Here is a 23,135-nt window from a genome sequence, read left to right on the forward strand (position 1 = left end):
TTAACTTATTTAACTGTTTTTTCTTGCACAAATATTTGCGCAGGTCTTAGAATTCTGCGTTTCAATAAAGATTTAAACTCTGTGGAACTCTGTGTTACTCTGTGGTGAAATACCGTATAGAAGTGAATAAAAAATTCCCCCTTTACTGGCCACGCCTGGTCAGAAGGGGGAAACACAAACAAACAATAATATTAAGAAACTGGCGTGATTCACATCAGACCAACTCCCTGTTTCCCTTTCGGGAAAATACAGTACTGAGATTGAATAACAGTACTATATGCCTTCAAAAAACTATTAATTCTGTTGTTGTGTCATTTTTATTCATAGTTACTTATTCGGTGATTTCACTCCACGGATAAGGATACTTTTCCAGATTTGCCAGTGTATCTACAATCTCTTGTTCTTCCGCTGTTAACTCTCTTTTCCCCCAACTGTCTATTATGTCATGAGCTTCTGCTGCCAGTTCGTCATCAAATACTTCACCATAACAATAGGTCAGTAGTTGACATTTCAAAAGAGAAGGAGAGAGTTTTTCCAATACTTTCCATGAGCGGTTCAGAATTGTTTGCTTTCGGGCTTCTATATCATTGGTATAGATAAGAGCGTTATATCCCATTAACAAAACGAGGCAAAGGAGTGCTTCTTCTTCGTCCGTAGAGGCTTGAGCTGTGAACAAAGCATTTGCTTTTTGCAGTACTTCTTTGCTCTGTTGGCAGAGTGAATCTGCATATATAAGTGAATCATCTACACCCAGATATAACAGTTCGTGGGCTAAATGTTTTAATTCCTGAATTTGAGTTGTTAGCATATGATTATTGAATTTAAATTAGTAGCATTTAAAAGAGTGATTTTGTTATTTATCTCTTATTGTAGAGTATTTACTTTATTGCATACGATGGTAATGCCTAATTTAGACAAGCCTGTTGTCCATTCATCTTCATTTGAATTGAAATACTCACTGTAGTGCATTATTTTGGTATCTTCTATTCCGGAAAAAGCATATGCGTACAGATCTCTTCTTAGTAACATTCTACTATAATTCAGGGCATCATCCCCGTTGTATCCAAAGAAAGAATAGAGATTCATCATGAGCTTACAACCTTTTTCTTTGAGCCGTACAAAGTCCTCTGTTCCCCAATAAATACATCGTTCCGGTTGCATGACTACAGGGATATAACCTGCATTTAAAATAGAGTCAAGCACTTCCCAGAACTTATCATTTTTTAGCAGGGGATGAACATCAATAAGCAATTCTTTGTGTCCGTCAATGGTTAATAGTTTTTCAGTATCCAGCATCTTTTCAAAAGCATTATCCAAGCGATATCTGGCAGAAAGTTTTAGTTCAATGCTTCCTTTATACTGATTTTTTAAACTATTGAATACTTTCTCGAGATTCTTTGTTGTGTTCTCAGGATTCTCTTTTTTCACAGGTGGAACACATGTCACCTGCTTTATTCCTATATCTTCCAGATAGTTCAACAGTTCCATTGATTTGTCCGGAGATAAGGCCCAGGCATCTGTACCTGGTAAGATGTAGGGCTGAAAGTCAGTATAAATCATTAATCTTTCTTTTAATGTAGGTACAGTTTCCTTTTTTATTCAAGAAGGTTATTGTTGTCTATTAATGTCTTTACTAATTGTTGCTGTGAGCGTGATAACCGTATTCGTGAAAGGGCATCCACATAAATTTCCAGATGGTGAAGATCAGAACCTGCAAAGTCGTAAAAACCTGCTTTTAATAATACTTGAGACCGTTGTAATACTCTTTTGCCATATGTACCTGCCAATGACATCAGATTTAACTGGAACTTACAACCATTTTTCTTTAGTGCAACCAGTTCCTCTTCGCGCATATACAAATATCGTTCCGGATGTGCTATAATGGGTTTATAGCCACTTACCTGTAACTCATAAAGCATGTGACGGAGGTCAGGAGGTGCCGATAAATAGGAGGTCTCCACTAATACATGGTGATCACCCAGAGTCAGCAATCCCTCTTCCGTCTGTTTCTTAAATCCTGTGTCCAGCATATACTCGCCGGCCAACCGGAGCTCAACAGGAGATTTACTCTTTTTACAAAACTCTTCGAAACGCTTTTGAAGAAAGTCGGGATGGTTTTCAATGATATCTTCCATAATATGAGGTGTGAGAAAGATTCTTCTGACACCTATTTCATGCAGGTATTCAATGGCAGCAAGGGATTCTTCTACAGAAGCCATCCCGTCATCTACTCCGGGAAGGAGATGGGCATGGACGTCTGTCATGCCCTTTAAGAGTCCCGATTTTAAAATATTTGTTTCTGATGAAAGCCAGGAAAACATAGAGTAGTTTTTGATTATTTATTAAAAAGATTGGAGATACGTTTTTTCAAACGCTTTGTCAAACTTTTGTTTTTGCTTTTTCGTCCTTCATCATTTCCATATCCATAGCCGTATCCATAACCGTACCCATATCCATAACCATAGCCTTTACGGTCATAATTGACTCCGTTAAGTACGATGGCTATATTACGTAATTTATCCAGTTCGTACATTCGTTCCAGATTCGGAAGCTGGCGATGATCCATCACTCCGGCACGTACTACATAGATGGTTAGGTCTACTACTCGATTGATAATTGAAGCATCGGCTACGATGTCTACCGGTACGTTGTCCAGAATTACATAGTCATAGTGTTTTTTTAACTCTGTAACCATACGGTCAAAACGTTCGCTCAGAAGAAGTTCGGCAGGATTGGGAGGGACAGGACCGGCAAAGATGATATCGAGATTTTTATATTTATCATTTGTGATGATAATATCTTCGATTTTATCTGTTTTTCCCGATAAATAATTGGTAAGTCCCATACGAGCCGGAATATCAGTGAAAATATTGCTCAAAGTACCTTTACGGATATCCACATCGACCAGGATAACCTTCTTATTCATTTGGGCGATACTCATAGCCAGATTACATGAGATAAATGTTTTCCCGGCTCCGGGATTAGAGGATGTCAGCATTACTACCTGAAGGTTTTCAGTTTTCACACGCATGAAGTCCATATTAGTCCGGATAATACGGAATGCCTCGGATATTGGGCTACGGCTATTCTCGTGAACAATGATAGGAGATTCTTTTCTGTCTTTCTCACTACATTGGGGAATATCACCCAGAATGGGTACACTTAGAGCATCTTCCAGATCTTTACGGGTACGCACTTTGGTATCCAATGTGCTTTGTAACCAGAAGAATACCAAAGGAATGGCACCCCCTATCAGAACAGTAGCAAATAAGATTATCATTGTTCTGGGAGCTACAGGTTTGCTACTACCCGATGCCGGATCGATAATACGTGCATTACTTTCTGTGATAGCCTGTGTTAAAGCATTCTCTTCACGTTTGTTCAGCAAATAGAGATAAAGCTCTTCTTTAATTTTTTGTTGGCGTTCTACCGTTAGTACATATTTTTGTTGAGCAGGCACAGCTTCAATACGTTTCTGGGTTTGCTCTTCATGTTCCCGGTTATTCTTTAATTTGATGTTCAATCCAACGATTAAGTTGTCCACAGAACGGATAATCGTCTGTTTCATTGCGGCCAGAGAATTGTTCAGGTCGATAACAATGGGGTTCTTGCTACTACTGCCTGAAACCAATTTATCACGTTTAAGCAACATTTCATTGTACTCACTGATTTGAGATTCCACACTGTTGTCAGAAATACCGGTATTGGCAGGGATTAGGTCTGCGTTTTTTTGAGGATCTACTAAATAATCTTTAATATATTTGGCAATACTTAGTTGATTTTCGAGGCTAAGTCCTTCCTGGCGATAAAGGCTTGTGTTTGCCAGATACATACCTGTTTCTGACGTGATATCGGTCAGTTGATTTTCACGTTTGAATGCTTCAATGTTGGCATCCACTCCACCGAGTTCACGTTCGATAATTATCAGACGTTCATTGATGAAATTTGAAGTGTTCACTGCTATCTGATTTTTATCATTAATAGCGTCTTCATTATAAATGGCAATTGCCATATTGATTACGTCTTCTGCACGTGCTATTGAGACATCTTTTAAAGTAAGATTAATGATTGTGGCAGTTTTGCTGGCAAGGGACACTTCCATACTACTTTGATAAGCATCTACAACCCTTTCCATGTTGGATTTAGTGACTGAGATGGGTTTCTCGTAAAAAATTTCTGAATAATATAAAGTTGGCATTACGACCATTGCACCAACTGGAGTTTGTATTGTATCATGTAAGTTTACTTCCAGTACTTCGTTTGAAGTGATTTCTCCATCTCCAACACTCATTTGTAGATCAGATAGCCTGATTTTGGTTGAATCTATGGGAGTTACTGTTACAAGGATTGATTGTCTCTCTTCTGCTTCAGGGAAAGAAAGTATTATTGGAGAGTGTGTATAAAGTTCTTTATTCCTTAATCCCTCCTTTATTTTATAGCTAATATCCAGATGCAAACGACGTGCAACTTCTTCCATTAAATGTCGGGATTGAAATATAAGTACCTCATTGTCAACATTTCGTTTTCCTCCGAAAAGTCCTAAATCTGCAAAGGCAGAAGATTCACTTATCCCACCTCCTTTTGAATCATCACGTATTAAAACGGTAGCTTTACGACTATATACTTTGGATGTCGATTGTATGTAGAAAAAGGCGATGCCAATACAAAGAATAATGGAAAGTGCAAACCAATATCGATTACTCCATATTAGTTGTAGAATATCGGCAATACTTATTTCTTCTTCCTGTTTGGAATTTTTGGAAGTCTTTGATTCTTTATTTATATTTTGTTCAGTACTCATCTTATGTATCTTTTTATTTAAACATGGTCACTAAAAGGGAGGTGATAGAGGCAAGTACAGATACGCCTGATAACCATACACCAACGGAATTATTGGAGTTGATGCGACTTTGACCGGTTTTTGCATTATTCGGTTCTACATATACAATGTCATTTTGTTGCAAGTAATAGCAAGGTGATTGAAAAATATCGGATGAACGTAAGTCATGATATAAAATACTGCGTTTGCCATCTTTTTCGCGGATAACAGCTACACGGTCGCGACGGCCATAAATAGTCAAATCACCAGCCATACTTAATGCTTCAAGTAGTGTTATTCTATCTCCGGAAATATCAAATGTTCCCGGACGTCCAACTTCACCTATAACAGAAACTTTAAAATTCAGGAACTGAACGGTTACGATAGGATCTTTTATTAATTCTTCTTCAATTAATTTCTTTTTTATCAGTTCAGTTACTTGCATACGGGTTAACCCTTCTACATGTATTTCTCCTAAAATAGGGAAGTCTATGTTGCCATCCTGATTGACAAGATAACCAACTAATCGCTGTTGACCAATATTCTGGTTGCCTATCTGATAACTTATTAATGGCATATTGAAAGGTAGGGCCAATTCAGGATCTTTACTATTCACTATAATAGCTAACAAGTCATCTTTGTGGATGATTACTTCATAACTTTTATTGATAGGCTCTTCTTTGATAAGAGAAATGTCTTGCAGATAGAGTACTTCTTTTGGTGCAGAACAGGCTACAAATAGGATAACCATACACGCCGATAAATAATTTAATATTTTAATTTTCATTTTAATAGAGGTTTATATATAAAAGAGCATAAGTTTATTTTCCAATGCAGTAATACTCAAATCCAAGTTCCTGCAAATCTTTCTTATCATAAATATTACGGCCATCTATAATGATGGGACGCTTCATTGTTTTTTTTAGGACTCCCCAACTGGGTAAGCGGAACTGTTTCCATTCTGTTAATAGCAATAGCGCATCGGCATTCAAGGCCGCATCGTACATATCAGTGGCGTATATTACTACATTTCCAATGCGACGACGGCACTCATCCATAGCGGCAGGATCATAAACCTGTACTTTACATCCGGCTTCTAATAGCAGATTGATGGTTAATAATGCTGTAGCTTCTCGCATATCGTCTGTTTCGGGTTTGAAGGCTAATCCCCAAATAGCAACCGTTTTACCTTCTAAATCACCGTTATAGTACTTATTTAGTTTTTTGAAAAGAATCTCTTTTTGTGCTTCATTTACTTCTTCTACAGCTTTCAATACTTGCATAGGATAATCATTTTTTTCAGCAGTCTTTATCAATGCTTTTACATCTTTTGGGAAACAAGAACCGCCATATCCACAGCCGGGGTAAAGAAATTTATTACCTATGCGACTATCAGCTCCAATACCTTTGCGTACCATATTTACGTCGGCACCTACCAGTTCGCATAAATTTGCAATATCGTTCATGAAACTGATGCGTGTAGCCAACATTGAGTTGGCTGCGTACTTTATCATTTCAGCACTGGGGATGTCTGTAAAGATTACACGGAAGTTATTTAAGAGAAAAGGCCTATACAATTTAGTCATCAATTCTTTGGCTTTGTCCGACTCTACTCCTACTACAACTCTATCTGGACTCATAAAATCCTTGATGGCAGCTCCTTCTTTTAGAAATTCGGGATTGGAAGCTACGTCAAAAGGTATATCTACACCACGTTTATCTAATTCTTCTTGAATAACTGCTTTCACTTTTTGAGCGGTACCTACCGGGACAGTTGATTTAGTGATCAATACAAGATATTTATTCATATTTCTTCCCACCGAACGTGCTACTTCCAGTACATAAGTTAAATCTGCACTACCATCTTCATCGGGAGGTGTACCTACTGCACTGAATACTAACTCTACATCATTCAGGCAGGTAGTAATATCTGTTGTAAACCGTAAACGTCCTTCCTGACAATTACGAAGAACCATTTTATCTAAACCGGGCTCATAAATAGGTATTTGCCCATGAAGTAAAGCATTTATTTTTTCTTTATTGACATCCACGCATGTCACATTTACCCCCATTTCAGCAAAGCACGTTCCTGACACAAGTCCCACATATCCGGTTCCTACAATTGCAATATTCATAATTTTATTGATGTTATAAGTTTATAATATATAGACGAATCTTTTTTAAAAAATAGCTTGGCAAAAAGCCGAATAGGAATGCAATATATGCTCGAATAGATGAATACTTTAATATTTGTTTGTAAATAGCTATATTATATTTTACGAGCGCAAATTTATTATGAGATATAGAATTTGAATGAATTCTGTAAATAGCCAATGGCTCTTTCATACCATATGCAATTTTACATTTTTTCATAATTTTCAACCAAAGTCCCCAGTCTTGCCTTTTCCGAATATCCGGTAAATATATTTTTCCGAATTCAAATGAATCATAAATAGCAGTTAGGCAACCTATCCCATCATCCCATTTTAATGATTTATAGTGAATTTTATGGTTGCAAACTACTATTCCGGTAGTTAAGTCGTTTTCGTCGCAAACCATATAAGAAGTATATGAAAGTGCGCATTGCTTTTCTATCATAAAAGCCAATTGCTTCTCTAATTTCTCCCCATACCACCTGTCATCACTATCACAAAAAGCGATAAAACGCCCTTGGGACATCTTGATTGAATGATTACGTGCTACACCTGCACCTGAATTTTTTTCCAATCGAAAAAATTTAATACGCTTGTCTTTTTGAGCATAGCTTTCAATGATTTTACAAGAATTATCAGTCGAACAATCATCTGTAATTAATAACTCCCAGTTAGTATAAGTCTGTAGTAATATAGACTCTATCGTCTTTGCTATAAATTTTGAAGAATTATACGATGGAGTTATTATGGATACTAATCCATAATCAGTCATAGATATTAATTTTAAAAAGTATTGTGATCACAATTTCATAAGGTAAATAGCTCTCTTACCTGTTCTTGGAGAATCCCAGCAAAGGTATTTTCCTGAATAAGAGACACGTGGATGTAAGTCACAGGCTATATGACATTTAAAATCTTTTGTTTGATATTTTTTAGGAGAATACAGACTTGCCAACAAGTCAACTTGCCCTGTTGGGATATCAACTTTTAGTAGGTTGGCCATTCTATACCTATTTGGATATGTATCTGTAACAAAAGTAGTATTTGTGATGAAACTTTGGTGCCCATCTGAATTTAAGATATTGGCTGAAACCGTTTGATAGTTATTGATATCATTCATATCAAATAATACATGACAGCTTTTACCATTAATGATGCATGATGCAATAATCTGGTTAGAAGTATTCCAAACATAATGAGAACCAGACATTTGTGAAGGAAGAATTATCAACTGATTGGTCTGAAAATCGTAAATCACAATACGTGTCCAGCGTTTCATTACGTCTCCTCCTTTGTCAATCCAGCGATGTAAGAATGAGACATATCGGCCATCAGGAGAGAACTCAGAATGGGTTACATAATGTAAAAAATCTGTCTTATATTCTTCAGAAACTGTTTCTGCCAATTTATTAATAGAGATTATTAATTGCTTTGTGTTTGTTTTTAAATCTACAATGAAAAGGCCTGTTTTATCGGGTATATCCTGTTCTATATATCCCTCGTCATTGTAAGGATAGCCATATCCGGGCATGCATCTTTCCAAACGTTCATAACTGAAAGAAGTGGCTTTCATGCTTTCTGTATGTACTGCATCAATAGGGAAGTTGATAATTTGTTCCTGCTTTGTAGTAATATTAATAATTTTCGATACAAGTTTATCACCTATTCCCGTATTAAAGATGATGTTATTATTGCCTAACCATTGTAACCTGCATCCCTTATGGTAATTCCAGGCGTAGGTTATACCCAACGGATGAAATTCTTCAATTCTTCCATCGCATAGATCAAAATAACCGACTTCTAACCCCTCATTAGATGCAGGCATTCTCAGATCGAACGAAATATGGTTAGCCAATAACATCGTATCGTCAATAGAAACTGGTGATATATCATGAAAGCCGAAAAAGTAATTCTCTTTATATTTATATGGATGTATTGTAAATTCTTTCTTTCGGGGTAACATATCAAAAGTAGTCTGATATATGTTCCGGACAAATTGCTTAACTCCCGGGTTTTTTCTTACTAAGTTATAAACAAATGATTCGATATTATTCATAGAATGTTTTTCTTATATAAGTTATTGCTTCATGGTTATAGCGATAATAAGCACGTTTCTTTATGCTTCCCGTAGAAGTGTGTTCTATATCCCAAATTTTGATTGAAGGTATATATAGAACTTTCAAATTTTGTTTTTGCATTAACTCTGCAAAGTATATTTCCTCTCCGAATAGAAAAATAGGATATTTTAATTGGCGATAATTAGAAAAGAATTTTTTAGTAAGTAATATAAACGACCCATGACCTGCATATATCGTTTTTCCCGCTGGTATAGTCGCTTGTATTTTTTTTCTTTTATAAAGTGTAGCTAAGTATATTTTATTAACAATTGGATATTTGTACATTATTTGAAGCATTTTTATGCGTTTCAATGAATATCTGTTCAATATTTTAGGATTTTTATCCCGTTTCTCTAATTTTGAATAGATTGAAGGAGCAATCCAGCCGGTATCATCAGGTAGTTTTTGTTCTAATAAACTACTGAAAAAGCATTTGTCTATTGCAAGATCAACATTGGATATGACAACAAAATCATATTGAGTTATGTCATCAATATGATTAATTATTGTGGCTGCTCCTCCCAAATATCCCAAATTATCCAATGGATATAATATTATGTTGATATCCTTATATCTGGAAAAATCAACTTTTTGTTTTTGTGTAGAATGATCTGCAACATGTATTTCAACCTGCAAATTTTGTATATTACAATGCAATAATGAATTTTCAATCGAATCTATAAACCTGATTAAATAATCATAGGTATTATAGTTTACACATGTAATTAAAATTTTTTTCATTGTTTTTTGTCTAAAACTTCTTTTATCGCTTCTAAATATTCGTATCCATGCTTTTCATCTGGCTCTAAATAAGTTCCTTCAGCCCATTCGTTCCATGCATTTATAAATAGATAATCTGTTTGATAAATTCGTTTTCCTATATCGATTTTTTCTATTAAATAATTTTTGAATTCCTGTTTAGTGGGTGAGGTAATATAAATGGCAGAAAGGCCTCTCCGTGCTGTATTATCCCATCCTATAAAAACTCCGGGATAGGTACCTTTCGGTGATAAATTTTGGAGAGATTTCTTTACTTCATCTTTAAAGAGTATTTTTTTGTTTTCAGGAAGTTGCAATTTGAAGAGAGAATTAATGCCTCTGATTAAATATCGTCTTATTCTATGATAATACAATTGTGAAATATTTTTTGCTCCGGTAGGCTCAAATTCTACTTTGGCAGCAAAAGGCAATTCTCTTTTTTCAGGTAACCATTTCTTTAATGTTTCAACAAAATGGATTCCTTGGAATCCATTTTGTTTTGCCAACTCCTGCCAATATTCCATCATTTCTTGACATTGATCAATTGAGGCACTTTTATAAATCAGAAACATGGGTTTACCTTCTTCTTTAATATACCTGTTATCCTTGAAAAAAGGTAATAAATAGTCAAAATGTAGTTTCCAGTCTTCTTTACCTCCATATGATTGAGGCATAAGTACCTGCTTGTTTTTTCCATCCCATGTTCTGGCCCATGGTTCATTGGCCCATGAAAAACAATAGTTTAATCCTATTTCAGGATGTGCTAATAAATTTTTGGCAGGTTTTTCTAACAACAGCTTTCCTCCAAACCAATAGTGATAAAGGCAGAAACCATATACACCATATTTATTAGCTAAGTCTGCTTGCCATTTTAGTGTTTCTATATCACTGAGGTCATAGTAGTTATTATTTAATGGAACTCTTGGCTGATATTGTCCCTTGTGGTGGGGCACTGCTTTTCTCACATTAGTCCATTCTGTAAATCCTTTTCCCCACCATTCATCATTTTCGGGAATTGCGTGGAATTGTGGCAAATAAAATGCTAATATTTTTGTCTTTCTATTCATTATTCAATGTGTGCTTATTATTTTGAGGTTTTGTATATTGATGATTCTTTTCGGATGAGAGTACAAATTTTTATATGCTTGATATTGGAAGTAAATATTAATGTTCGGTATTCTTCACTATTTCCCTGTAATAATCATATACTGTTTTTGTATAATCCTCTATGGTATATAGAGCTAATACTGTTTCTTTTGCTAAATCTATAATGGGAAAATAAGATTCGATTCCATTTGTTGCTATATCTTTCATGTGATTTTCTAATTCTTTTTGCGTGTTGAATCGCAATGCTATTTCTTTTTTATGGCGGTCAAGACCATTATCAAATTGTTCCTTTGTACCACTTGTGTTTCGCCCTATAACTAAGCAACCATTAAACATGGCTTCTGCAGTGATAAAACCAAAACCTTCCCAGTATGAGGGAACAATTAATGCCATAGCATCTTTCATCAAACTGTAGATATCTTTACGCATTCCTAAAAAAACAACTTGTGATGCAATATTCATTTTTTCAACTAACCCTATTGTTTCATTATAATATGCAGTATTTTTAGTATCTCCTGCAATCCATAATTGAATATTTGTGCCTGATTGTTGTTGGCTAAATTTTCCATAGGCGGTTATTACATCTTTGATTCCTTTATTTTCTTCTATACGTCCTGCAAATAAAAAATATTTTTTTTTCTCTTTTTTATACTGTTCTGTACTACGTGACAATACTCCATCATAAATTACCGTACTATGTGTGGTTAGATTGTAGAAATCTTGGATTCCTTTGGTTATGCAAATGAGATGATTGATGTTAGAGTTTAATTCTTTTTTAAAGGTCTTTTTATTTGGAAAAACGTGGAGATTCAAACCTGTATCTATATATTCACGTATATGCCAAACATGAGGGATATTCATTCTTTTTGCTGTTTTGTAACCAATGTTTATGACACTTACGTTTGTGTGAATAATGTCGGGACGATATGCCGTGGCGATTTTATAAAGATCTTGGCATGATTTCCAATTAGCTAATAGGAGTCTTACTAAGCGGGGGATATATAAAACTATATTTTTTAAACTGTTTAAAGAAGGATAGGCGTTCAATTTATACATTAATGCCTTTACTGGAATTTTTCTTTTTACCAATTCTTGATATATTCCCTGTTTGTTGGGACAAATAACCATGAAATCTGTATTCACTTCTTTCAGGTATAATATAAGATTCATAAAAGATTTGGTACTTCCCGAATAAATAGAAGTATCGTGTAGTATATACAAAATTTTCATTCTTCTTTATTTTGGTATTTATTCTTGAGTCTTGTATTTAGATTGTAGATAAGAAGTTCCTAAAATAACAGATAGAAAGACACACCACCACGTTGGATATGCATTCTGATACAGTAATGAATATAGTATAAGTGTCAATCCGGCAGTCTCTCTTTCTCTTATATTTAAAATAGTGAAAGTATAGAATAGTAATACCAGGCATACACCGATGATTCCATGGCTGACAATATATTTTTTGTAACCGGAGTTTCCACCATAGGCGTATTGATTCCATTCAATTCCTGTCCATTTATCCGGAGAGTCAATGACTTGATTATATATGTTATCAAAATGAGAGTTAGTACGGTTATCGCCGGCAATCACTCCATTTGTATATTCGAGACGATTGAGGATAGCTGTTTCAATCACATTATTTGAGAAGATAGAATTGACTAAGAATATACTTCCTGCTACGATTGTTGTGATAAATACAAAACGTTGTATTTTCTCCTTATTGATGGAGAGTGATGAAAAGGTAAAAAATAGAAAACCAAGGCACAATAATACATATCCAGCTAAAGAAAGAGTGAAGAGTTGCACCAGAATAAGTATTAATACATATTTGTTTTTTATATTATACCTGTTGATAAATGATAGGATAGCCAACCCCATTGTAAGATGTCCTGGCTCTAAAAATATACTTTGAAAACGCGTATAAGAGAAAAAACGAATTGTAGGTACAACAAATGTATAGTAATTATCAAAAATGTAACCTTCATGTAGTGCTTCTTTATAAGCGTAGATTTCGTGATATTGCGGTATATTAAACAAAAACATAACGTAACAAAGAAATGATATACCTAATAAGATGGCAAACCATTTGGTTATGTAATTAACGAGCTCAATTTTATAGTTACCTTTTAGGCATATGATTGAGGACATAGCTATAAATGTTAGTCCACTATTCATTTTTCCAAAAAAATTAGAATTGAGAGATTCCCATGCTATCATCAGAAACAAGAAAAACAGAGAAACCAGATATTTACTTTTTAGGATGTAATATTTGTTATGAAAAACAGTGTGTATTACGATAACGGCGAAAGTTACACTTGTAATAATTATAGGTTTTATGCTCCATGTAAACCACGGATACATGGAGTATATATATAGAAAAAATATTGTAAACTTGTATATATTGTGTGTTTGTGATTTCATGAAAGCCCTACCTTTAAATATTTTTTTGAGTCACTAATTGCAAGCTGCAGTCTTTCTCTTATTGAGGAATAGTCAAGATAGGAGTTATCTAAATTGGAGCTATCTTTTAATAATCTATTTTCTATTCCGAGTATTTCTAACAATGATTTTACTCTTCCCGAATTATTACCCATTCCTAATGCGTAAAACTGTTTTTCAAATATGATAGAAAAGGCTGTTCCGTGAAATGAAGTTGTTACTACAAAATCAGCGTTCTTTATCAGTGAGATAAACTCAATTGCGTCAGCTGTTTGAATGTATCGCTTACCCATTTTGAGTGGATACACTTTTCCTGTGATTTCTACTATATCACAGTGTAATTCTTGTTTTAATTTATTGACTAATTTATCAGCATCTGTCGATTTTAGCAGATTGTAATACAGTATATATTTTTTTCTGTGTATAGGAGTACAAATTTTATCCCATTGTTCTTTTGATAATAAAAAAACTGGATCTAAGACTACTGCTATCTCTTTTTCAGTTAATGAAGTGATTGCATTTTTTAAATTTGATTCACGTACCGATATGTATTTGAAATTTTTTAAAAAAGACTTTATTGTTTGTTCTTCTTTATTATTGATATCTATGACACCCATACTGGGAGCATAAGTTATCTTTTTTATTGAATGATCTACAAATTCTCCCCAATAAACAGGGTCAAACCCTTTATAATTAGGTAACTTGGAATTCCACCAAATTTGATCACTACCATAAATTATACAATCTAAGTATAGTGTTTTTAAACTTTCGGGTGATTCATAACGTGGCAGAATAGAAATATTAAAGTAATAATAGAATAATGAATTCATTTTCTTCTTCCGCTTACTTGCTCTATAATACCCTAACAGGCATAAGAAAGGATATATAATATTTCTTTTAAAGGAATGATTTCGCCAATTTGGAGTAAATAATTTATATATGTTTTCATGAGCACGTGGCCAATAATCAATGATACTTACATCATATCCTTGTGATATTAGATGTGTCTTTAATGCGTATGCTTGCAGGAAAGCACCATAATTGATAGCTCGATGAAAAGTTAATATTCCTATCTTTTCTTTATTGGTCATTTTATATAAAGTGTTATTTAGATATCTTATTTTGATTTACTTTTAATTCTATTTCTAAATTGTCATCCTCCATGTGATATACTTTTTTCATAAGAGCTATATAACTGTTGAAATGTATATCTGCATTATCATCTTTCCAAATGAAACAATTCATATTATAGTCGGAAATGTATTTGCTTAACTTTTTACGTCTGTATATTGTGAGAATGAGCTTTTTAGTGAATTTGTGTTTCTGATAATCTGAAGGATGATTAATTATAGTATAGATTTTTAGTATAGATCGTACGATTAAGTTTTTAGTTGATTTTCTATAGCCGGAGATTGTTCCGCAAATACTGCCTAAATTATTAAGGGGGCCTTCTTGAGTTGTATTTCTTATTTTTTTATTTTCTATAGCTTTGTCTATTAGCTGTTGTGGATGTTCTGTTTGATTACGTTTAAGAAACACTTTCAAAATCACTCCCCTTAGTTCTTTTCTCTTTAATGCAGAAGAACGTTGAGTATATTTCAAATCATTTAAAAAAATATCCTTTATATGGCCGTCTTCTTGCAAGAATGTAGCTTTAATGAAGATATCAGATATATAACTACCGAAACAACTACTATTGTTGTATACAGCTGACGCGATTGTACCTGGTAAACCAATGAATCCTTCATATCCAATGAATCCTTGTTTTATACACTGATTGGCTAATTTTGCAACAGGAGTTCCGGGTTCACATTCTATTTCTGTGTTATGTACGATGTAATTCGTAAGATGAACCGTTGTAATTACAATAAAGGGATGATAGTCATTATAGAAATATAGGTTGGATGTATGCCCAACAATCTCAAAATGGATTTGATGTTTATAGCAGTAAATGCAAATCGAAGATAGCTTGTTTTCTGTATTAGGGAGAATCCAAAAATTAGTAACTCCTCCACGTTTAATCCAAGTTTTCTTTTTTAAAGAAACAGATTCCTCAAAGTCTATTTGTTGCTCTAAGAGGTAATCTTTAAAATTTTGCAAATTATTCATTTGGGAGAAAATTGGGATTTTATCTTTTTTAAAAGAACACTCTGTATCATTTTTTGCTCTATTTGTGTAATTCCAACAAAATATATCGAAAGAATACAAGTGATAATAGATGTGATAATGATAATAATTAAACGTAAAAGCCCTGGTGGCAATAAAAATGATTCTGTTATTGGTATGAGAAAAGATAGAACTGTTACTTTAGAAATTAAGGAAATAACATTTCTCAAATAACCTTTGATTGACATATGAAATAGTTCTCTGCTGAAAAAAACTCTGAATATTTGAGAGAAAACGGCTATAATAATTGAAATAATCATAGTGATTTGAGGAGGATATGATAGTTTTAAAAATAAATAAGAGATTGGTAAATTTAACAGCAGTAAACCTCCTGTACAGATTTGATACCATTTCATTTTTCCGGTAGCCTGGATAGCGCTCATTAATGGATAACTAACAGATTCGATAATAGCAGTAATGATGACTAAACGAGTGAATAAAATAGTATATTCAGGAATTTCTTTTAGCCATAATTTTAGTATATAAGGGGTTTCTAATAATAATGGAATTGCAAAAAATAATATTAAGTAATAACAGAATCTGGACGAACGAAAAATTAATATCATAAAGTTTTCTTTTTCTCCGGTCGCATATTGTTTTGTGATTTGTGGGCGTACTGCCTGAAAAAAGTTATTTATGAATTGATTAATTGCGTTATTGACTTGAAATGCAATAGCTCGCGCTGCGTTTATTGTGGGATTGAAAAATAAATTTAATAGGAGGTTGATTCCTTGGCTTCTTAATACAGCAGATAAAGCTCCAAATAAATTCCAGCCACAATAACTGATTAGCTCATAGAACATATTTTTATTCCAGTAAAAAGTAATTTTTGTTTCACTGAATTTTCTATTACAATAAAGAATATAAAACGAAGATATAAAAAAACTAACAGAGCAGGTTAGTACAGAATATAATTTCAGTTTGTCAAAGGTGAATACAGTTAGTATGTAAACTATCGCTAACTTTAATAGGACTTCCACAATGCTGGCATATGCATAGATATTCATTTGCTCTCGTGCTATTATTACAGAATTGTATGGGATTACAACCATTTGAATCATAAATGATAGGACTGAGAACTGGAAGACCCACTCGGCGGCAGACATTCGATTTAATGGGATAATCATTTTGGAATGTAAAAACCATAAACCGATTGTTTCCGCTAAAAATAATACAACAATTGCAATAATTAAATAGCACCAAAGAGTAAGGTTGAAATAATTATTTAATTTTGTAAAGTCTTTCTTCCCTAACTCAAAAGCAAAAAAACGTTGCGAAGCACTTACCATAACTCCTGTGAGAAATGAAAACATAGTAACTACTCCTCCTACTACGTTATTTATTCCATAATCTTCTACTCCTAAAATATTTAATACGGCCCGGACAGTGTAAAGATTCACAGCCATCACAAGTAGCATTCGTATGTATAGGAATAACGTGTTTTTAGCTATTCTTATATTGGCTGTGGAAGGCATGGTATGTTTGTTGGTATATGGATATTTTTTAATTAATGAATTCCTGCTTTCTGTTCATAATTGAATTTATCCAATCCTGGTTTTCTAAATACCATTTTACCGTTTTTTCAATTCCCTCTTCAAATTGTAAACTTGGTTCCCAACCCAGCTCATTTTTTAATTTGGTAGAATCGATGGCATAACGAAGGTCATGTCCTTTGCGATCGGTAACATACGTAATCAGGTCAAGTGAATGTCCTTTGGGATTTCCCAGTAAGCGATCTACGGTTTCGATGATAACCTTGATGATGTCTATGTTTTTCCACTCATTAAATCCGCCAATATTATAAGTTTCGGCAATTTCTCCTTGATGGAAAATGATATCGATAGCACGTGCATGATCTACCACATACAGCCAGTCGCGTACATTTTCACCTTTACCATATACTGGCAATGGTTTTCTGCAACGAATGTTATTGATGAATAGTGGAATTAGTTTTTCCGGAAATTGATACGGACCGTAATTGTTACTACAGTTGGTTACAATTGTCGGCATACCATATGTGTCGTGAAAAGCACGTACGAAATGATCCGATGAAGCTTTTGACGCTGAATAGGGTGAATGTGGATCGTATTTTGTTGTTTCGGTAAAGAATGTACCGTCAAACTCTAATGTTCCATATACCTCATCGGTTGATATGTGGTAAAAACGTTTGCTCTGGTAGCCATTTTCAGAATTTTCCCATAATAACTTGGCAGCTTGTAGTAAGGAGAGGGTTCCCATTACGTTGGTTCTTGCGAAAGTAAACGGGTCTTTAATACTTCTGTCTACATGGCTTTCGGCTGCCAAATGAATAACTCCGTCTATCTGGTATTGGTTGAACAATTCCATTATCCTGTCGAAGTCGCAGATATCTGCTTTCACGAATGTATAGTTTGGAGCGTTTTCGATGTCCTTCAAATTCGCTAAATTGCCGGCATAGGTCAGTTTGTCGAGGTTGATGATATGATAATCAGGATACTTATTTACGAACAAACGTACTACATGGCTACCAATAAATCCGGCTCCGCCGGTAATCATTATATTTCTTTTGAATGTCATGGTGTTATGCTTCTAATTCGTTAATACATTTGATAAATAGATTGGATATCGCATGTCTGGCTTTTAATGGAACTATTCTTTTAGTAAAGTCATGTTTAATACAGTTCTTCGTCGTAGTTAAAGAGCCATTCGCTATCTTTCAAGCAGGAATGGGCTTTGTCTTTTTCTGAGAGAACCACATCGTTTGCCGGTATTCTCCAATTGATTCCCAAAGCGGGATCATTCCATGCCAGAGCACCTTCGCTTTGTGGTGAGTAAAAGTTGTCACACTTATACTGGAAAATAACCTCTTCGCTTAATACACTAAACCCATGTGCAAACCCACGGGGTATAAAAAACTGGCGATGGTTTTCTTCCGTCAGTTCCACAGCCACATGCTGTCCGAAAGTAGGGGAACCTTTGCGGATATCTACGGCAACATCCAGTACTGCACCTTTTATCACACGCACCAGTTTGCTCTGTGCAAAAGGAGGTTTCTGATAATGCAACCCACGGATCACACCATAACCGGATTTGGATTCATTATCCTGAACAAACGTCGTTTTACAGACCTTTTCTTCAAATTCTCTCTGATTGAAAGATTCGAAAAAGTAACCACGCTCATCTTTAAAAAGACGTGGCTCGATAATGATTACGCCTTCTATGGAAGTCTTTATTATATTCATAATTTGATAGGAAAAGTATATGCTTTAAAAGAGAAATATAAAGGTGTACATTTTTGTGTGACAGGAGTGTACATTATTACACTGCAAAAGTGTACACTCTTGTTATACAAAAATGTATACTTTTATATCGGCTGATAATCAGTGCTTTAACTCGTCTATTACTTTCTGTAAATATTGTCCGTACTGATTCTTCAGCATCGGCTTTGCCAGTTCCTGCATTTTATCTGCCGTTATCCAGCCTTGACGTAGTGCAATACCTTCCAGGCAGGCAACCTTTAAACCCTGACGCTTCTCTATCACTTCGATAAAGGTACTGGCTTCCGAAAGGGAATCATGTGTACCTGTATCCAGCCATGCAAAACCTCGGCCCAGCAACTGGACTTTCAGCTCTTCGTCATTCAGAAATTCCTGATTCACGGTGGTTATTTCTAACTCCCCACGGGCAGATGGTTTGATATTTTTGGCCACCTCAACCACTTTATTTGGATAAAAATAGAGTCCGACTACGGCATAGTTACTTTTGGGATGAACCGGTTTTTCTTCAATGCTCAGTACATTCCCCTCCTTATCGAACTCGGCAACTCCGTAACGCTCCGGATCACTGACCCAGTAACCAAACACAGTTGCTTTCTGTTCTTCTTCGGCCAGACGAACAGACTCTTTCAACATCCGGGTAAAGCTTTGCCCATAGAAAATATTATCTCCCAATACCAGACATACAGAATCATTACCGATGAATTTCTCGCCGATGATAAATGCTTGTGCCAATCCATCGGGTGAAGGTTGCTCTGCATATTCAAAACGAACGCCAAAGTCGGAACCGTCTCCTAATAAACGCTGGAAACCCGGCAGATCATAAGGCGTGGAGATGATTAATATTTCGCGGATACCGGCAAGCATTAATACGGATATCGGATAGTAAATCATGGGTTTGTCGAAGATAGGCAACAACTGTTTACTTACCCCTTTGGTGATAGGATACAGACGGGTGCCTGAACCGCCGGCTAATACAATTCCTTTCATATTATTATAATGATGGTTGGTTCGTTGATAACTTCATTCTTTTCTTATGGCACCTGCTGGTTATTTTTTCTACAAATCCAGCTGGCATATCTACCTGTGCACATCCAAGCATATCTAATCGGATAGCAACTTTACTTTTTCCGTCTACCATTACCAGTTCTCCTTCCAGACCTGTTAATGGCCCTTTGATCACCTTTACCAATTCTCCCGGAGCAAGTGGGGTAGTAGATAATTCCACGGCATCTTTGGAGTAGTCCAACATGAATTTGAATTTCTCCATTTGTTTATCCGGGATAATAGCAGGAGTTGATTCTCCGCGTAACACCATATACCTGCTAACGGACGATAAGGTTAGAGGTAAAGAGCGTTCTTCGGGGGATACACGAACGAAGAGTATCATTGGAATCACCACGCGTTCCACCTTTTTCCGGCGGTCACTCCATTGATGAATTTCCTCTTGAATGGGGAGGAAACATTCGATACCCATAGCATTGATGCGATCACGAGTTTTCTTTTCGTGATGGAGGCGAACGTAAGCTGCAAGCCAGTACTTCATAAAGTTATATTCTGAGATTTCTGATATCGAAATGGAGGGGGATACCGGTGCTTTGTTACGAAGCGCTTGAGCACGCTACGCTGTTACCTGTCACAACTCTGTGAGGTAATCTTTGATGCAATAGACCAAATCCGATGCAAAGATATATATTATTTACGAAAAAAAATAATTTGTAGATAAAAAATAATATAATAAATGAGTTTTGTCTTTTTAATTTTTTATTTGAATTCTGTCTTTTTACTTATAGTGGCTTCTCGTTTGTTTCTTGAAAATATATTACTAATATTTCAATCGTAGTCTTTTTTGTAAAAAGGGTTTGGATGTTTTTTAGAATTCATTAATGCGAATGTTATCTTTTTTAAAGAAGGTATGATGGTATCTGTGAAATGAATGATATAATTCTTTGAATAGATTTTATGTAAATGAATATTTTATACTTATTTTTAGATTTTATATTTTGTAGTATTGCTTTTGTTGTTTATATATGAAACCTTTATAGGCCTTTTGTTGATGTAATATACTGATTATGTGATTGTTTATTGCGTGAGATACTATGCGTAATTATAAAATGGATGAATTTCTTTTATTTCTTGTTTGTTTTCTTGAATTTTGATTTTATTCAATGCCTCTTGTTTCCATTTTCAGTTTTGTTAATGGATTGTTTGGGGGCAAGTAGTATTTCTTTCCTTCGTGTAGTAGAGTATGGATAAGAATGTCCGAAGATTATTTTTTTTAAATTATCTTATATAATTACATTTATATAAAGTGAATAGTGCTTGCATTTCTTGAATATGTTAATTTACTAACTTTTTCAAGAATGCTCGTGTTTGAGATTTATGTAATTAATTATTTAATAATATATGTATCTGTATTATTTACATTGTTCTTTGCTGATATTTTTTAATTAGTTTCGTATTCGGTGGTTGTTTTTATCGATTTCTTTCTATTCTTTATTTGTAAAGCGGTGATTAAGATTTTAATGGCAGATAGAGACTGCTGTTTTCTCCATTGAGGAGGATAAGAAGTAGTGCCACCATAAAAACCAAACACAGCTCCTATTCCGGATATAAGATGGGTGTGAAGGAGATGCCGGTTAGTGGCAATCCATTTTTCTTGTTTGGATACTGACATTCCGATAAATAGTACATCAGGTTTGAATTCGTTTATAGCTGTTATCATTTCGTTTGTTTCTTCTTCAGAGAAACTGTCGCGATAAGGAGGGCTATATGTTTTTACTCGGATATTTGGATATTCTGTGAGAATACGTTCGGTAATAAGAGCAAGAGTCCGGTCAGAAGCTCCAAGATAGAATACTGATCCCGCTACTTTATCAAGGTGTTGAAGTATAGACAGATGTAGGTCATCACGCGATATATTGTGAATCTGCTTTCCTGTGAGCCAACGGGCAGCAAGCGTTATGCCCGCTCCGTTTGGAACTAATATATCACTTTGGAGGAGTGCTTGCTTGAGTTCTTTATCCTCATTGGCCATGAGCCAGATGCGTGAGTCTATGGCATGTATCACCATTTGCTGGTCGGGGATAGAGTCAAACTGGTAGTTATTGGTGATTACGAAGTCTCCCATTGGGATTGATTCGGTTTGTTTTAATAGTTTCTTATTTAAGCTTTGAGCCCTTCTTCTTCTCCGTTTGTTGAGGTATACATCACATAAAATACCTGCTATAAGATCAATGGCCAATATCAGATTGATATTGAGTAACTCATGCAAAAGGATATTGCACGCTGTAATGAAGAGCGTAGTTATGGTGAGGGTCAAAGTGATTCTGCGGTGACTAAATCCCAAGTCGAGCAATTTGTGATGGATATGATTGCGATCCGGATGGAAAAGTGATTTTCCCTGGCTGGCCCGCGTATACATAACCCGGGCAGTATCAAACAGTGGAATAAACAAAACCGACCATGCTATAATAATAGGTGGTATGCCTGTTGAAATTGCTTCGGAAGAATCCCTCATGCTATAATACACCGCAAGAAAGGCAAGTATGTAACCCAGAGTGAGCGATCCTGTGTCGCCCATGAATAGTTTTCTTCGGGCTATAATATTATAATATAGAAAAGGAATGAGTGTACCTACTACAGAGAAAGTAAGAATAGGCATTGTGTAATTGCCTGCAATAATGAAGCCGATACCCAGGATGGCTGCAGCTGAGATACTGAGACTCGCTGCAAGTCCGTCTACTCCGTCAATAAGATTAATAGAATTAATGATATATACAATCAGCAGGGCTGTGAAGGGTATTCCGATATAGGGTGATAATTCGTATATGCCAAAAAGCCCATATAGGTTGTTGATGTAAGTTCCGGATGCTATCAGCAAAAGGGCAGATAAGGTTTGAATAATGAATTTATGTGAATAGCGTGCGCCAATCAAGTCGTCTTTGACTCCCATTAATACCAGAGGAAGAACGCCGCATATCATAAAAGAAAGGCGAATGAAAGACTCGGATGAATGACTGATATTAAATGCTCCCATCCATATAGCCTGTAGTCCTGCTATGGGTAGAAAGCTAAGAAGAATAACGGGACAGAAGGTAATGCCGGCCAATCTTGGTATAGGGTTGACGTGGGATTTACGCTTGTCAGGCATATCATATAAACGTTTTCTCCTGGAGATGAGAAGAACGCGTGGTAGCGTGATGAATTCTATAAAGATAGCTACAACAAGTGCTGCTATGCAGCATACAATTACACTAAATATAGGATTAATTAAAATATTCATTGTCTGTTTAATATTTGTTCCATTACTTATTAG

Annotated in this window: 20 protein-coding genes; all 20 read right to left on the reverse strand. The window is 35.1% G+C overall.

Going from position 1 to position 23,135, the window contains the following annotated elements:
* Positions 1-331: 331 nt before the first annotated feature.
* The 20 genes from HCG69_RS18690 to HCG69_RS18785 all read right to left on the reverse strand — a co-directional run bounded on the left by HCG69_RS18690 (position 332) and on the right by HCG69_RS18785 (position 23,102).
* A complete protein-coding gene (locus tag HCG69_RS18690; protein WP_221651284.1) occupies positions 332-808 on the reverse strand; it encodes a UpxZ family transcription anti-terminator antagonist in 477 nt (158 codons plus the stop codon).
* A gap of 56 nt (positions 809-864) precedes the next feature.
* Positions 865-1,560, reverse strand: coding sequence for a CpsB/CapC family capsule biosynthesis tyrosine phosphatase (locus tag HCG69_RS18695; protein ID WP_221651285.1), 696 nt, complete (start codon positions 1,558-1,560; stop codon positions 865-867).
* A gap of 35 nt (positions 1,561-1,595) precedes the next feature.
* Positions 1,596-2,264 (reverse strand): tyrosine-protein phosphatase, encoded by a 669-nt coding sequence (locus HCG69_RS18700; protein WP_255586265.1) that lies wholly within the window; start codon positions 2,262-2,264, stop codon positions 1,596-1,598.
* Between the two features lie 71 nt (positions 2,265-2,335).
* Complete coding sequence (locus HCG69_RS18705; protein WP_221651287.1) at positions 2,336-4,801, reverse strand: tyrosine-protein kinase; 2,466 nt, start codon at positions 4,799-4,801, stop codon at positions 2,336-2,338.
* A 13-nt stretch (positions 4,802-4,814) separates the two neighbouring features.
* Positions 4,815-5,606: a polysaccharide biosynthesis/export family protein gene (locus HCG69_RS18710; protein ID WP_221651288.1), complete on the reverse strand. Its 792-nt coding sequence runs from the start codon at positions 5,604-5,606 to the stop codon at positions 4,815-4,817.
* A gap of 34 nt (positions 5,607-5,640) precedes the next feature.
* Positions 5,641-6,954 carry a UDP-glucose/GDP-mannose dehydrogenase family protein gene (locus HCG69_RS18715; RefSeq protein WP_221651289.1) on the reverse strand — a complete coding sequence of 438 codons (1,314 nt, stop codon included), beginning with the start codon at positions 6,952-6,954 and terminating at the stop codon, positions 5,641-5,643.
* Positions 6,955-6,967: 13 nt separating this feature from the next.
* Complete coding sequence (locus tag HCG69_RS18720) at positions 6,968-7,744, reverse strand: glycosyltransferase family 2 protein (protein WP_221651290.1); 777 nt, start codon at positions 7,742-7,744, stop codon at positions 6,968-6,970.
* A gap of 27 nt (positions 7,745-7,771) precedes the next feature.
* Positions 7,772-9,028, reverse strand: coding sequence for a hypothetical protein (locus tag HCG69_RS18725; RefSeq protein ID WP_221651291.1), 1,257 nt, complete (start codon positions 9,026-9,028; stop codon positions 7,772-7,774).
* On the reverse strand, positions 9,021-9,830 hold the full coding sequence (locus tag HCG69_RS18730) for a glycosyltransferase family 2 protein (RefSeq protein WP_221651292.1): 810 nt from the start codon (positions 9,828-9,830) through the stop codon (positions 9,021-9,023). Before HCG69_RS18730 ends, HCG69_RS18725 begins: the two co-directional genes overlap by 8 nt.
* Positions 9,827-10,915: a glycoside hydrolase family 99-like domain-containing protein gene (locus HCG69_RS18735; protein WP_221651293.1), complete on the reverse strand. Its 1,089-nt coding sequence runs from the start codon at positions 10,913-10,915 to the stop codon at positions 9,827-9,829. Before HCG69_RS18735 ends, HCG69_RS18730 begins: the two co-directional genes overlap by 4 nt.
* A 97-nt stretch (positions 10,916-11,012) precedes the next feature.
* The gene (locus HCG69_RS18740) at positions 11,013-12,125 is read right to left on the reverse strand and encodes a glycosyltransferase (RefSeq protein ID WP_221651294.1); all 1,113 of its coding nucleotides are present in this window, start codon (positions 12,123-12,125) and stop codon (positions 11,013-11,015) included.
* Between the two features lie 78 nt (positions 12,126-12,203).
* Positions 12,204-13,001: a hypothetical protein gene (locus HCG69_RS18745; protein WP_221651295.1), complete on the reverse strand. Its 798-nt coding sequence runs from the start codon at positions 12,999-13,001 to the stop codon at positions 12,204-12,206.
* Between the two features lie 374 nt (positions 13,002-13,375).
* Positions 13,376-14,488, reverse strand: coding sequence for a polysaccharide pyruvyl transferase family protein (locus HCG69_RS18750; RefSeq protein WP_221651296.1), 1,113 nt, complete (start codon positions 14,486-14,488; stop codon positions 13,376-13,378).
* A 13-nt stretch (positions 14,489-14,501) separates the two neighbouring features.
* Positions 14,502-15,506, reverse strand: a complete 1,005-nt coding sequence (locus HCG69_RS18755) for an FAD-binding protein (RefSeq protein ID WP_221651297.1) — start codon at positions 15,504-15,506, stop codon at positions 14,502-14,504.
* The gene (locus HCG69_RS18760; RefSeq protein WP_221651298.1) at positions 15,503-17,038 is read right to left on the reverse strand and encodes a lipopolysaccharide biosynthesis protein; all 1,536 of its coding nucleotides are present in this window, start codon (positions 17,036-17,038) and stop codon (positions 15,503-15,505) included. Before HCG69_RS18760 ends, HCG69_RS18755 begins: the two co-directional genes overlap by 4 nt.
* Positions 17,039-17,066: 28 nt before the next feature.
* Positions 17,067-18,119 (reverse strand): dTDP-glucose 4,6-dehydratase, encoded by a 1,053-nt coding sequence (gene rfbB, locus HCG69_RS18765; RefSeq protein ID WP_221651299.1) that lies wholly within the window; start codon positions 18,117-18,119, stop codon positions 17,067-17,069.
* Between the two features lie 95 nt (positions 18,120-18,214).
* A complete protein-coding gene (gene rfbC, locus HCG69_RS18770) occupies positions 18,215-18,784 on the reverse strand; it encodes a dTDP-4-dehydrorhamnose 3,5-epimerase (protein WP_221651300.1) in 570 nt (189 codons plus the stop codon).
* A gap of 138 nt (positions 18,785-18,922) precedes the next feature.
* Complete coding sequence (gene rfbA / locus HCG69_RS18775; protein ID WP_221651301.1) at positions 18,923-19,807, reverse strand: glucose-1-phosphate thymidylyltransferase RfbA; 885 nt, start codon at positions 19,805-19,807, stop codon at positions 18,923-18,925.
* A gap of 4 nt (positions 19,808-19,811) precedes the next feature.
* A complete protein-coding gene (locus tag HCG69_RS18780; RefSeq protein WP_221651302.1) occupies positions 19,812-20,363 on the reverse strand; it encodes a UpxY family transcription antiterminator in 552 nt (183 codons plus the stop codon).
* A 900-nt stretch (positions 20,364-21,263) separates the two neighbouring features.
* Positions 21,264-23,102, reverse strand: a complete 1,839-nt coding sequence (locus HCG69_RS18785; protein ID WP_221651303.1) for a WecB/TagA/CpsF family glycosyltransferase — start codon at positions 23,100-23,102, stop codon at positions 21,264-21,266.
* Between the last annotated feature and the right edge of the window lie 33 nt (positions 23,103-23,135).

The sequence above is a fragment of the Bacteroides sp. K03 genome (assembly GCF_019734355.1).
Classification (GTDB): Bacteria; Bacteroidota; Bacteroidia; order Bacteroidales; family Bacteroidaceae; genus Bacteroides; species Bacteroides nordii.